Source organism: Bdellovibrio sp. NC01 (assembly GCF_006874625.1).
GTDB lineage: Bacteria > Bdellovibrionota > Bdellovibrionia > Bdellovibrionales > Bdellovibrionaceae > Bdellovibrio.
On sequence record NZ_CP030034.1, the window covers coordinates 2,291,130 to 2,304,413 of the forward strand.

General features: G+C 44.7%; 12 protein-coding genes. 5 read left to right on the plus strand and 7 right to left on the minus strand.

Translation table 11 applies throughout. The annotated features are described in order from the left end of the window. Positions 1-127 precede the first annotated feature (127 nt). Genes DOE51_RS11010 through DOE51_RS11020 form a run of 3 tightly spaced genes read left to right on the plus strand, consistent with a single transcriptional unit; the run spans position 128 to position 3,729 of the window. On the plus strand, positions 128-1,735 hold the full coding sequence (locus DOE51_RS11010) for a Na/Pi cotransporter family protein (RefSeq protein ID WP_142696613.1): 1,608 nt from the start codon (positions 128-130) through the stop codon (positions 1,733-1,735). A gap of 3 nt (positions 1,736-1,738) precedes the next feature. After that, entirely contained in the window at positions 1,739-2,086 is a 348-nt protein-coding gene (locus DOE51_RS11015) for a DMT family protein (protein ID WP_142696614.1), read from the plus strand. Positions 2,087-2,133: 47 nt separating this feature from the next. Then, on the plus strand, positions 2,134-3,729 hold the full coding sequence (locus DOE51_RS11020) for a hypothetical protein (RefSeq protein WP_142696615.1): 1,596 nt from the start codon (positions 2,134-2,136) through the stop codon (positions 3,727-3,729). Between the two features lie 9 nt (positions 3,730-3,738). Here the strand turns inward: DOE51_RS11020 and DOE51_RS11025 are convergent, their stop codons facing one another. Further along, positions 3,739-5,928 (minus strand): cation-translocating P-type ATPase, encoded by a 2,190-nt coding sequence (locus DOE51_RS11025; RefSeq protein WP_142696616.1) that lies wholly within the window; start codon positions 5,926-5,928, stop codon positions 3,739-3,741. 128 nt (positions 5,929-6,056) lie between these two features. Here DOE51_RS11025 and DOE51_RS11030 point away from each other — a divergent pair, with 128 nt between their 5' ends. Both DOE51_RS11030 and DOE51_RS11035 read left to right on the plus strand, forming a co-directional pair. Further along, complete coding sequence (locus DOE51_RS11030) at positions 6,057-6,494, plus strand: hypothetical protein (RefSeq protein WP_142696617.1); 438 nt, start codon at positions 6,057-6,059, stop codon at positions 6,492-6,494. Between the two features lie 79 nt (positions 6,495-6,573). Next, entirely contained in the window at positions 6,574-7,152 is a 579-nt protein-coding gene (locus DOE51_RS11035) for a hypothetical protein (protein ID WP_142696618.1), read from the plus strand. A gap of 97 nt (positions 7,153-7,249) precedes the next feature. Here the strand turns inward: DOE51_RS11035 and DOE51_RS11040 are convergent, their stop codons facing one another. The 6 genes from DOE51_RS11040 to yajC are packed head-to-tail and all read right to left on the minus strand — an operon-like array spanning position 7,250 to position 13,255. After that, complete coding sequence (locus DOE51_RS11040; RefSeq protein ID WP_142696619.1) at positions 7,250-7,819, minus strand: DUF366 family protein; 570 nt, start codon at positions 7,817-7,819, stop codon at positions 7,250-7,252. Positions 7,820-7,821: 2 nt separating this feature from the next. Beyond that, the gene (gene queC, locus DOE51_RS11045) at positions 7,822-8,520 is read right to left on the minus strand and encodes a 7-cyano-7-deazaguanine synthase QueC (protein ID WP_142696620.1); all 699 of its coding nucleotides are present in this window, start codon (positions 8,518-8,520) and stop codon (positions 7,822-7,824) included. Further along, complete coding sequence (gene recJ, locus DOE51_RS11050; protein ID WP_246845042.1) at positions 8,517-10,208, minus strand: single-stranded-DNA-specific exonuclease RecJ; 1,692 nt, start codon at positions 10,206-10,208, stop codon at positions 8,517-8,519. The genes queC and recJ overlap by 4 nt, the downstream gene beginning before the upstream one ends. Positions 10,209-10,264: 56 nt before the next feature. Further along, a complete protein-coding gene (gene secF / locus DOE51_RS11055; RefSeq protein WP_142696623.1) occupies positions 10,265-11,203 on the minus strand; it encodes a protein translocase subunit SecF in 939 nt (312 codons plus the stop codon). A 13-nt stretch (positions 11,204-11,216) separates the two neighbouring features. After that, on the minus strand, positions 11,217-12,911 hold the full coding sequence (secD, locus tag DOE51_RS11060; RefSeq protein WP_142696624.1) for a protein translocase subunit SecD: 1,695 nt from the start codon (positions 12,909-12,911) through the stop codon (positions 11,217-11,219). Next, positions 12,911-13,255: a preprotein translocase subunit YajC gene (gene yajC, locus DOE51_RS11065; protein ID WP_168196431.1), complete on the minus strand. Its 345-nt coding sequence runs from the start codon at positions 13,253-13,255 to the stop codon at positions 12,911-12,913. Before yajC ends, secD begins: the two co-directional genes overlap by 1 nt. Between the last annotated feature and the right edge of the window lie 29 nt (positions 13,256-13,284).

The following is a 13,284-nucleotide window of genomic DNA, read 5'->3' on the forward strand; positions in this document are numbered from 1 at the left end:
TTTTAAAAGCATTCTTTTATTGCTATCTTTGTTCTTTGGGTTGGTTAAAAAGACCGGATGCAAGCAACGCAGGCAGTTGGTCTTTTTAGTAGGTACTCCGGCGGAGCCGGTAGACAGGATTGTATCGATGATTGATACGGGGAATTCATTTTTTATCTTACTGATCAGCGGTGTTGCGCTGTTCCTATACGGCATGGGCCTGGCGAGTTCTTCACTCGAAAAGATCATGGCCGGCAAAATCACAAATCTTTTGAACCGCCTTTCGCAGAGTAAATTTCTTGCGATCTTAACTGGCGTCGTCCTAACGACTTTAATGCAAAGCTCTGGTGCCGTGACTTCGATGCTTGTGGGCTTGGGTTCGGCGCGTGTCGTGAATCTTCGTCAAGTGATGGGTGTCATCATTGGTACGGCCATCGGTACGACATTGACGGTTCAATTGATCTCTTTGGATTTATCGCAGTATGCCCTGCCGGTTTTTGCGATCGCGTTTGCGTTCTATTTTAAAGCGAAGAAAACAGTTTTCAAAAATCTTTCGTTAACGGCGATGGGTTTTGCATTACTGTTCTTGGGTCTGAAACTGGTTTCCGTTTCTGCGCATCACTTTGCAGAAAACCCAATGCTGACGGAGTTCTTCCAAAGCGTTCGTGATAACCCAGGCTACTCTCTTTTGATTTCAATCGTCTTCTGTGCGTTCGTGCAAAGTTCGGCGATCACAATTGGTCTTGCGATGAGCTTAGCCGCCGTTAAAGCCATTACATTCTACGATGCGATGATCTGGGTTTACGGTGCGAATATTGGGACGACTTCTGTCGCATTGATTGCAGCTGCTGGTGGTAACTATATCGGTCGCCAAGTGGCGTGGGCCCATTTCTTCTATAAAACGATCAGCGTTGTGATCTTCTACCCGTTCACGCAATTATTCATCGACTTCTTAATGAGTTTCGATACGACAATTTCTCGTTCCATCGCCAATGCGCATTTGGTGTTTAATATCGTATCTGCGATCTTATTCTTCCCGTTCATCAATAAAGGTGCGGCATTGATCGAAAAGATGTTCCCGAAATCTGCATCTGAAGAATTCGGCACAGAGTTCGTGAACATGGACAATTATCAAAGCTCTGCATTGGCGGTGTCTTATGCCAATCGCGAAATCATGCGTACGGCCGATATCGTTTTAGGCATGATCAAAGACTCGATCCGTTTGTTTGAAACAAACGATCCGAAAGATTTTGATTCCATCAAAGATCGCGACAACAAAGTCGATTTCTTGTACCGCGAAACAAAGATGTTCTTACTCGACCACGCCAACAAATCGAACACGGTCGTTCATCAAAACATCATGAACATGATTATGTTCCTGAGTGATCTTGAGCGTGCAGCCGATGCGATCGACATCAACATCTTAGCTTTGGCGATTAAGAAGAACGCTTTGAAATTAGAATTCTCAAGCGAAGGTTGGCACGAAATTCGTGGCATGCACGAACAAGTTGTTAAAGTTGCGGCAATGGCCATCAACTCTTATCAACAACGCGAATTGTGCGACGCTGCAATCCAATTGAAACGCGAACTGGCGAAATTGGAAATCACATTCCGCGAAAACCATATTAGCCGTCTGAACCGTGGTTTAAATTCATCTATTAACACAAGCTCGATCCACTTGGACTTGCTCAGCGAATACCGTCGTATCGCGAGTCTTCTTGTGAATCATGCTTACAACCAAAGCACAACGCCATAGAGTATGAATACAGCAACAATTTCCCCGATCGTCCTTTTGTTTCTTTCTAACATTTTTATGACTTTCGCCTGGTATGGGCACTTGAAAAGCTTAAAAGACTCAGCGATCTGGGTGGCTGTGTTCATCAGCTGGGGCATTGCCTTCTTTGAGTATGCCCTGCAAGTTCCCGCGAACCGCATCGGCATTAATCACTACACTCTGCCACAGCTTAAGATCATTCAAGAAGTCATCACGATGGTGGTGTTTGCGGGCTTTTCAGTTCTCTATATGAAACAGTCCTTGAAGCTGGATTACTTGTGGGCGGGCCTGTGCCTGCTTGGCGCGGTTTATTTCATTTTTAGATCGCCATAGATAATATCCACCTTCCCATGCATCTCATTTAGGGATACAATATAAGTATGAAGTTCATCTACGTACTTGAAGATGATGTGCGTATACAAAAGGATCTATTCGATACTCTTAAATCAATAGATCCAAAGCTTCATATTCGCTTCTTCACTAATCTTGCCGAATTCCACGAATGGCTTAAAGTTGCAGTTCACGAAGGCCCGAAGGCTCTTGCCAATGGCGGCCAACGTTTTTCTGCAGACGATTCAGAACACCTTGAGCCAGCAAGCACCCACGAACTGCGTTTAATTATCGCGAAAAATGAATTCTTGGGCACACAAAACATGGGCCTTGTCCGTCGCGCCCGTGACTTCTTTATGCGCAAAAAAATGTGCTCGGAGCATGAACCAACGGCGTTGATTCTTACCGCATTTGACAGCCCTAACTTCGATATTAAATTGGCTGAAGATCGCATTATCAACAACGTGATCTATAAACCATTTGATAAATTGATTCTGAAGCAGGATTTAGAATACGCACTGACTGGGCGCCATCCGTTAAGTTCTTCATCAACAGTTGCGACGATCAAAATCAATGCGACCATTGAAATGCTTAAAGAGGTCTCGATTGAATCTTTAAGCGAGGTTGGCTTTACCACGGTCAACAATCACGAAATCGCATTAGGGGCTTTAACGAAATACTATAGCGAAGCCTTTAAGGCAGACAGCAAAAAATCAGTCTACGCTTACTGCAAGTCATGCAAAGAATTAAACGAAAAAGAATTCCTGTGTGATTTCCATTTCTTTGCGGCTGACAATCTGCAAATCAGTCAAATTCGCAAACACATCCTCCAAGCGAAGAATCACGAAAATGCTGGATTTCAGAATACTCACTCTGGCCCCGCACGTATTTTAATTATGGATGAAGATGTACCCTTGGGATTGGATCTTAAGATCTTCCTGACGGATCGTTTCGCAAACAGCGAAGTGTATGTTTATACTAACTTCGGCCAATTGCTTTCCGACCTAGCCGACAAGGATACGCCTAATCGTCAGCAGCTACCGCTGAATTTTGATTTCGTATTTGCAAACTACGAATTATTTGAAATTGAAAAACAAAAACGCTGGGACCAAATTTCCGACTACTTAAAAGAGCGCCACAAACGTGCCGGTCAAGAAATGAAGGAATTGCCTTCACTCTTTATGATTTCGCGTAAAAAAGTTCCTCTTGATGAGATTCGCGAAATTGGTAAGTGGACGAAAGACATTTTCTTCACGCCACTTGATAAAGGATATATCGCTAAAAAGCTTACGAACGAGCAAAGCCGTTTTGCTAATAAAATCCCAGTGACGATTGCTTCTTTAAAAGAGCTTTCTGTTCTTAAAGTCGCAAACCCAGTGGAAATCAGTCAGATCTCAGAAGCTGGCCTAGTCATGAAATACTATCGTGCGATCAGTGTTGGCGCCTTCCGCGAATTTATCTTGTGGCGTCCCGAAGAAACTGAAACACCGGAAATCATCGGCACTGTGAACTACACCGAAGAAGATCGCGGTGGCAAAGAGTTCTTCCACAACCACTTTGTGTTCTTTGGAATGAAAGATCACTATCTTAAACACATCCGTTTGTGGTTACGCGAAGCTTACATCAAACAAAAAGAAAAAGAGTAGTCGCAACGACTACTCTTTAAGTTTGTAGCGCTTCAATAATAATGAATTCGAAACAACTGACACGGAACTCATAGCCATAGCCGCACCGGCGATAACCGGGTTCAAAAGACCGAACGCTGCCAACGGAATACCCAAGACGTTATAGATAAAGGCAAAGAATAAATTCTGACGAATTTTCTTTAACGTCACTTCCGATAAGTGCAAGGCGTGAACGACAGATTGCAAATCATTCTTCATCAAAGTCACATCGGCAGTTTCGATGGCAACATCCGTACCTGATGACATTGAAAAACTCACGTCCGCCATCGCTAATGCCGGCGCATCATTCACACCATCACCCACCATCGCGACGATCTGTTTTTTGCGTTTAAGTCCTACGATAACATTTGCTTTATCCGAAGGCTTCACACCCGCTTTAAAATCAGTAAGACCTGCCTGTTTTGCGATTTCTCGAGCTGTGCCTTCGTTATCGCCTGTTAACATGATAACTTTCACGCCGCGCGATTGTAACGCATGAATCGCTGCTTTCGAGCTTTGACGAATTTTATCAGCGACACCGATATAAGCCAGAATGCGCTCTTCACTCGATAAGACCATGATGGTATTGCCCGACGCTTCTAAATCACCCATCACAGCTTGATCCAAAAATGCGCCATCAGCACTCCATGCAGCTTGTCCCAAACGATATTTCTTTCCACTCACGACACCTTCAATACCATGACCTTGGCTTGCAGTGAAATTCTGAATGGGCAACAGAGACAGTTCATTTTTTTTCGCGCGATCCAAAATCGCATGTGCTAATGGATGCGAAGAACCGTTTTCAAGACTGGCGGCAATTTGCAGGACATCAAGTTCTCGCGCACCAGACACAAGATGGATGCGTGTGACAACCGGTTTACCTTCAGTGATAGTGCCCGTTTTATCTAAGACCAGGACATCGATTTTTTCAGCCAACTCTAACGCTTTGGCGTCACGGAATAAAATTCCGGCTTGTGCTGCCTTTCCGATTCCAACCACAACAGCAGTTGGCGTTGCCAATCCTAAAGCACACGGACAAGCGATCACTAAAACGGACACCGCTGAAACGAAGGCCACCTGCAAATCACCAAGAATCAACCACGTCGCGATAAAAGTTAAGACAGCAATACCTACAACAACAGGGACGAAAATTCCCGAAACCTTATCGGCCAATCTTTGAATTGGCGCTTTAGAGCCTTGCGCAGCCGTGACTATTTTTATGATTTGCGCTAACTGAGTTTTCGCGCCCACCCCCGTCACTTGCACCTTTAACAATCCATCTTGATTGATCGTTGCCGCATACACGTGATCGTCTTTAGATTTCGCGACCGGCATACTTTCGCCAGTTAGCATTGATTCATCGACGCTCGACGCTCCATCTACCACAACACCGTCAACGGGAATGCCTTCACCATTTTTTACTAAAACGATATCGCCCGGCTGTAACTCTTCAATCGCGACTTGCACAAAATTTCCGTCTTGTTCACGCAACGCCGTTTTCGGTTGAAGTTTTACTAAACCTTCAACCGCTTCTGATGTTTTACCTTTGGCGCGACTTTCAAGAAGTTTACCTAAAAGAATTAAAGTAATAACAGCTGTGCTGGCTTCAAAATAAAGGTGATAATTTTCCCAACGTGCAAGGATCACAATCACGCTTAACAAATAAGCCATCGAAGTTCCCAATGCGACTAACACGTCCATATTTGCACTCTTATTGCGAAGAGCATAATAAGCCCCGCGATAAAAACGCCAGCCAATCCAAAACTGCACAGGGGTTGCAAGCAACAACTGCAACCATGCTGGCAAAAACATATGATGTGAGCCCGTGAACATCATGCCCATCTCAAAAAGAAACGGCAAAGTTAGCACGGCTGAAACTATGAAATGTGTTAGGTCTTTACGATACTCTGCTTGAGCGCGCTCTTTGATTTCTGCGGCAGAGCTTTCTTCATCGATCGTGAAAGCCTGATAACCAATTTCACGAATCGCTTTAAGAAGTTCATCTGTGTTCGCAACACCATCTGTGAACTCGACGTGAGCTTGCTCTGTCGCAAAATTGACCTGCGCCTTTACATTCGGGAATGAGTTGAGCGTTTTTTCAATTTTCGCCGCGCAATTCACGCACGACATACCGATCAGTTGTAAGTCCGTACTTTGCTTTTCAGATGAAACGATTTCCATAATTAACCTCACACCCTAGATATACGGCAGAATTTCTCTTCAACCCAAGAAGTATATATTTTTTTGGTTTGTCACAAATCTCCAACCTCGCTCCTAGAGTTAAACGAACGATATGCACAGGAGTATTCATGCGTTTGGCCGTCTCATTTTTTATATTGGTTCTTAGCTTCTCTTTGAATGTCTTTGCTCATGGTGAAGAAAAACCGGGACCTCATGGTGGTCACATCAAAATGCCTGGTGGTTTCCATACAGAGCTAGAAATGGACCCCCAACAAGGCGCACACATCTTTCTTGTGGATATGAACTTCGAAAATCCCACTGTAAAAGATTCAAGCATCCAAGCGCGTTTCAAATCCGGAAAAACCGAGATTCCTTTCACGTGTTCTGTGATGGGTGGCAATCATTTCCACTGCGTACCAAGCAAAAAACTACCAGCAAGCGGTCAATTGCTTATTAAAGCCACTCGTGAAAAATTCGTTGGCAACGAAGTCGCATATGATTTGCCACTGAAAGCTTTCGCCTCCACGGACGCCCCGGCAAAGACTGAAGACCATAGCCACCATTAATATCAGTACTGGCTTATTTGTTTGCCCTTAAAAGCCAAATAAGCCATACCTTCCTCACATCAAACCAGTGAGGATATTCGTGAAGTTCGTATCTGCTTTAGTTGCGTTGTTTGTTTCCGCTGCCGCGTTTGCCGCTCCCACTCTTGAGCAAGAAGTAGCGGCGCTTAAAGATGCTCCCCGTGATTATTTCGACACAGGAGCTATCTGCGAAGAAGTGGCACGCCTTGAACTTCAGAATGAATTCCAAGCCCCACAATACAAAGTGCTAACTGGTATTTCTTATGACAATGGTGATGGCACTGCTGGCGAATTAGACGTGATTGTTTTTGATAACAACACAAACAAAGTTATTAAAATCGCTGAAGTGAAATGCTGGAACAAATTGGATGCTGGCCTTGTGAAAGCAAAAAAACAAAGAGCACGTTTCATGGGTTACCGTGCTAACGCGAAAGAGTTGTCTTTCAAAAAAACTCACAGCACAGAAACTTTCACGAAAGATCAATTCGCTTACGTGAATGACTTCATCACAATCGGCCAACAAGGCGCGGTTGCACGCGGATACGATCGCGAGTTGGAATACTCATTACGTGACCTGATGACCTTAAGAGAAATGATGATGAAGTGCCAACACGATGGAAAGTGCGCAAAGCAAAACTAATCCCTAGGATATTTTTGCTTTTGATTTTCTGGTGTATGAAATAAAAAAAGGCTGCCCAAGAGCAGCCTTTTTTATTAGAACTTTTGAAATTTAAAAACTAAGGCACCGGGCGAACTTTTTGTGTCGCTTGTACGATCTCACCATACTCAATTTTAAATAGATGCATAAGATCCTCAGCAACGGTCTTTGGATTGAGCTTCAAATCCCCTAAACTTGTCGTTTTAACTGGCGTGCCTTCGTTCGTTACGTTCATCGCAAAGTGCACCATCACTGACACTGGCGAGCGAGTCGCAATGCTGATTGAAAGCTTGCGGTCTTGCCAATAAATATCGTCGCCGTTACGTACAAGCTGTTGGCCATTTAAAGCGCCCGCTGCTTTTGTTTGCAAATAATCGCGCACAATAGAGGCAAACAATCTTTGAATCGCCACACCTGAAAACAGATCGCGATCAAAGATCTCGATGATAAAATGAAGCATTTCATCACTTTCGATCACCGCTTGTGCTAAAAGGTCCTCACCATCCACCATGTGAGTAAACGGAATATCACAAGCACCCTGCCAAGAAATAATCGATGGACCTAAGATGCCGTGATCAAGATACGCAAACAACGAACGCAATTGACTGCCGTCGTAAGCAAATTTTTTATCAATGAATAATGATTCCACGCTTAGGCTCCTTTAAAAAGATGGGCTACATCGACACCCGCAGAAGCAAAGGCACGCTTCGCACGTTGGCAGGATTCACACTGCCCACACCATTGATCGCCCGTAAAATAACATGGCCAGATCAAATCCCATGGTACTTTCAAACCTTGCCCTAAACGCACGATAGCTGGTTTATCCAAATGAGCGGTGTAACAACCCACCGTCACGTGATTCGCCGTTGAATACCACAACGATTTCGTTGCAGCTTCCAAGAATTCACGGGAATTATCTGGGAATGTCGCAGCCTCTTCCGCATTGAACCCGGGAATAACGGCATCAGCACCCAACGCTTCTGCATAAGCAGCCGCGATGTTAATAAAGATCCCATTACGGTTGGGCACCCACACCGACTTTGCTGTGTCGGCTGATTTTTGCAAGTTATCAATTTCAACAGCACTGCCTGTTGGCACTTCTTGATCTTCAACGATCAAAGACGACTTATTGAAATCTTTAAACCATGTCACATCCATCACTTTGTGTGGGATGTTTAGGTGTTTACAAATTTTCGCAGATTGTTCGATTTCTTTTGCCGCAGCTCTTTGACCGTAATTAAACGTCAACGCCAAAACGACTTCATGGCCATGCTTGATGGCTTCAAATACGTTCACCGTCGAGTCAAGACCCGAGGAAAGAAGGGCAACTACTTTTTTAGATGATCTCATGTCGCAGCCTTTAGATCACGAATAAGAATTTGGATAGATTTCTGACCAGCGAAGTAATTCCACTGAAGCTCGCCCAAGATATCATAGAATCCAGGAACTGACTGCAGAGTCTCCACTTGTCGAGGTGTCGGAGTAAAGAGCAAAGCTTCCATCGAAGTGTGCGTTTCAGGATCAGCCAACTTCAAACGAAGATGCCCGCCTTTCAGTTCGCGTTTCGATAAAACTTCGACTCTAGAAAAATGAATCAACGGGATCGAGAATCCCGCACCAAAAGGCCCCACGAAATCGTACCACTTCATCAAGCCCGAACTGACTTCTGGCAGTTTTGCTTCGATGTCGTAGTAAATTTCCAAAGGCTTTGGTTTTTCGCGCAAATCAGAAAAATGCGAAGACAGTCTTTCAACTAGACTTGGCACTTTCGTTTCCGCAATTTCAAAACCCGCCGCCGCCGAGTGACCACCAAAACGGCTCATCAATTCTGCCGCTGAACCCATCGCTTCAACAAGACAGGCTTCCTGTCCTTGCGGAAGTCGGGCACTGCCGACGATCATGCCGTCATCACCCAATGAGCCCACGAACGCCGGTTTGTTGTAAACTTGAGTCAACTTCGTTGCGATCAAACCTACAACACCGCGATGGAAATTTTTAGAAGCAACGAAAACAAAGTCTTTATGAGGCCACTCTTTAAGTAGTTCTTGAGCTTCTGTTTCCGCATCACTTTGCAATTGCACACGAGTGGAATTGTTCTTCATGACCTGACGAACCATATCTCGCGCATTTGCAGGATCTTCTAAAAGGAAAATATCAATTGGCAAGATACCTGATTCCATACGCGACAAAGCATTCAACTTTGGCGCAAAACGAATCGCAACATCTTGGCTTGTTAAAGGACGACCGGTTAAATCCAACTCTTCAAGTAAAGCTCGAAGTCCTGCTCTTTTAGTTTCAGCAAGCTTCACCAATCCGTGTTTCACTAACACACGATTGTCGTCAACTAGCGGTACCATATCGGTCAAAGTGCCGATCGTGAAGTAGTCGAGCACTTCTTTCAAATCCCAATTGTTTTTAGGCAGTTGTGGGTTGTCTTGAAAGTATCTTTTCAAGCCACGGAGCAAGTAAAACGCAACGCCCGCCCCGCACAAATAACCTAAACCACTTTCGCAAGTTCCCTGATTCGGGTTCACAACGACAAAGGCATTGGGAATAGTTTCTGTAGGCAAATGGTGATCCGTTAAAATCACATCAACACCCAACTCCTGGGCGCGATCAACTGCCGCGTGAGCAGTAATACCCACGTCAACGGTGATGATCAAACTTACACCTTGGGCTTTCAACTCTTCCACTGCGTGTGCGTGAAAGCCGTAACCTTCAGACAGACGCTTCGGTTGATAATGTAGAACGTGTGGGAAACCTAAAGCCAACATGCCCGTTTTTAAAAGAGCTAGACCTGAAGTTCCATCCAGGTCGAAGTCAGCATAGATGCAGATTTTTTCGCCATTTAAATAGGCCTGGCCTAGACGCTCAAGAGCTTGAGACATCCCCTTTAAAGCAAGAGGATCTTTCAAATCAGCGAGCTTAGGAAACAAAAGCTTGTCAACTTGTTGAGCCTCAGTGAATCCGCGAGCTGCGAGAAGCTTGCTAATCAGTGTCGGCCACTGCTGACCTTCCACTGGTGGAGGCGTTGCCACCTCCGTCTCACTTTCTCGCAATTTCCATAACGGATTCACTAAAACCTCAGCGCCGCTTACGCAGCTTTTTTCGACGTCAATCTATCCATCAACAACACGATAGGTGCCGCAACGTAGATTGAAGAGTACGTACCGAATACGATACCGATGCAAATCGCAAAAGCGATATCAGCCACTGTACCACCAGAGAACAAGTACAAGCACAACGCTGACGTGAATACTGTACCTGAAGTGATCAATGTACGGTGAAGCATATCATTGATTGCTTTGTTGATGATGAATTTATAGCCCTTATCGTGGTAATGAGAGTCTGTCTCACGAATACGGTCGAATACCACGATCGTGTCATTCAACGAGTAACCGATCAAAGACAAGATCGCCGCCAAGATAGGTACGTTCACTTCTTTACCAACCATAACGAAGATCCCCAAAGTGATCGCAGCGTCATGGAACAAGCAGAATACTGCGCCTGGAGCGTATTTGAAATCGAAGCGAACTGCTACGTAGATCAAGATCACAAGCAAGCAATAGAATACCGCAAGCAAACCGTTACGTTTCAACTCAGCACCTACTTGAGGTCCCACTGTATCTACGCGGCGGATTTCAGGATTGTTCGCAGTGAATTTTGAAAGAACAACTTCTTTAATTTTCGCGATATCCGCATTCAAGATGTCATTCGTTTCTTTATCGTTAGCGCCTTGTTTACCTTGGAAACGGATGATGAACTCATCTGTGTCGCCGATAGATTGAACGCCCACTTCACCAAGATGCAATTCTTCAACTGCATCACGAACCTGAGCGATTGTTACACCTTTATCAAAGCGAACTTGAAACTCAGTACCACCTTTGAAGTCGATACCGTAGTTGATTCCGCGTACAGCCAAGAAGCCCAATGAAAGAACCACAAGTAAAACTGAAATACCTGTGAAAAGACCTACTTTACCGACGAAGTCATATTTGCCAGATGAGTCTGCTGTCGTTTGTTTATTTGCCATTTGTGCACCCATATTAGATAGACAACTTCTTAACGTTAAATTTAGTGATCAATTGATCGACGATAACTTTAGATACGAACACGTTCGCAAATAGAGTCGTCAAGATACCGATCAACAAGTTCACTGCGAAACCACGTACTGGACCAGTTCCGAAGTACAACAATACAACTGCAGTTGCACCTGTCGTTACGTTCGAGTCGATGATCGCAGACATCGCATGACGGTAACCTTCTTGGATCGCCACTTTCAAACTGTGACCCATTGCCAGTTCCTCTTTGATACGTTCGTTAATCAAAACGTTCGCATCGACCGCAAAACCGACCGTCAAAGCGATCGCCGCGATACCAGGCAAAGTCAAAGTTGCACCGAATGAAGTCAATAGAGCGAAGACACCCAAGATATTGATCAACAAAGATACGTTCGCGATAACGCCCATGCCTTTGTAGTAGATCATCATAAATAGAACGATCAAAGCCGCACCAATGTAGGCGCCCAATTTCGCTTTATTGATAGAGTCAGCACCCAAAGTTGGACCTACACGACGCTCTTCCAATTGCTCCAAAGATGCAGGCAATGCACCCGCACGAAGAGCTGTTGAAATCATTTTCGCTTCATCCATCATACCGTTACGGTCACGACCACCACCCAAAGTGATAACCGCTTGGCCGCCAGCGATACGATCGCGGATGCTTGGCGCAGATTTAACGACTTTATCTAGAACGATCGCCATTTGTTTACCAACGCTTGCGCCAGTCAAATCAGCGAACTTCGCAGCACCTGCTGTATTGAAGTGCAAAGAAACTTGTGGACCACCGTATTGGTCGTAACCAACAAAGGCGTCATCCAAAGCGCCACCACCAAGATCTGTATCAGTTCTTAGCAAGAATGGAACAGCGCCCGACTCCATGTTCGCGGCATTGGCTGCTTTTTCGAAGTAAACAACAGTTTTTTCTGGAAGTTTACCTTTCAAATCCGCATTCAATTTAGTCACATAATCAGAGTACTTCATGTCAGCCATTTTGTAGTTACCCGCTTTTTCCGCATCAGCGATCAAAGCTTGCAACTCTTGTGGAGTCTTTTCAGTAGATACGATCATGAAATCAAGTTTCGCAGTTGTATTGATCAACTGTTTTGCTTTTTCAGCATCGGCCATACCTGGCAATTGAACCAAGATACGGTTTGAACCTTGTTGAGAAATCGAAGGCTCTGCCACACCGAATTCATCGACACGGTTACGGATTGTTTCAATCGCTTGTTGAATCACGCGATTTTTATAATCGTTCAAGTATGAATCGAAATAACGAGCTGTGATTGTGTTGTCAGTTGAACCCACAACTTGAAGTTGTGTTGGGTATTTGTCTGCCAATACTTTTTCAGCTTTTTTCTTCGCGTCTGCATTTGCAACAGTCACGATGATTTCGCCCGCTTCAGGTTTATCCGCTTTCACGTCGACACCTTCAACGCCATCTTTAGCCATATCTGCTTTCACAGAAGCCATCATACGAGTTGTGGATTCTTTCACCACACCGTCAACGTCTACGCCCATTACCAAGTGCAAGCCACCTTGGATATCAAGACCGTAGTTCAAAGTTTGCTTTGAAGGCCACCAAGAGTTCTCACCGAATTTTACGATATTTGGCATGACCCAAACTAGGGCCAAAACAATACCCGCTGCCGCGCCGATTGTTCTCCAACGAAGTCCGTCCATTATTTCTTTTCCTCTGCTGTTGCTGCTTTCTGAGTTGTTGCGATTTGAGTACGTAACATTTTAACTTTCACGCCATCAGCAATTTCCACAGTCACGAATTGATCTGTGATGCCTTCGATACGGCCCAAGATGCCTGAAGCAGTGATCACTTCGTCGCCACGTTTAAGCTCCGTCAAAAACTTTTGGTGCTCTTTTTGACGTTTAGATTGTGGGCGAATGATCAAGAAATAGAAAATAACGAAGATGAAGATGAACGGAACAAACATCTCGAATGTAGATGGAGCGCCGCCAGCAGGAGCTGCGGATTGAGCATAAGCTGTAGATACTAGTAGACCGAATAACATTGAATCCTCCGAAGTTGCTTTCGCCCTTG

Bases quoted from the DNA above. Each gene is read 5' to 3' on its own strand.
- DOE51_RS11010 (WP_142696613.1), top strand. From the start codon at position 128: ATGATTGATACGGGGAATTCATTTTTTATCTTACTGATCAGCGGTGTT.
- DOE51_RS11015 (WP_142696614.1), top strand. From the start codon at position 1,739: ATGAATACAGCAACAATTTCCCCGATCGTCCTTTTGTTTCTTTCTAAC.
- DOE51_RS11020 (WP_142696615.1), top strand. From the start codon at position 2,134: ATGAAGTTCATCTACGTACTTGAAGATGATGTGCGTATACAAAAGGAT.
- DOE51_RS11025 (WP_142696616.1), bottom strand. From the start codon at position 5,928: ATGGAAATCGTTTCATCTGAAAAGCAAAGTACGGACTTACAACTGATC.
- DOE51_RS11030 (WP_142696617.1), top strand. From the start codon at position 6,057: ATGCGTTTGGCCGTCTCATTTTTTATATTGGTTCTTAGCTTCTCTTTG.
- queC (WP_142696620.1), bottom strand. From the start codon at position 8,520: ATGAGATCATCTAAAAAAGTAGTTGCCCTTCTTTCCTCGGGTCTTGAC.
- secF (WP_142696623.1), bottom strand. From the start codon at position 11,203: ATGGCAAATAAACAAACGACAGCAGACTCATCTGGCAAATATGACTTC.
- secD (WP_142696624.1), bottom strand. From the start codon at position 12,911: ATGGACGGACTTCGTTGGAGAACAATCGGCGCGGCAGCGGGTATTGTT.
- yajC (WP_168196431.1), bottom strand. From the start codon at position 13,255: ATGTTATTCGGTCTACTAGTATCTACAGCTTATGCTCAATCCGCAGCT.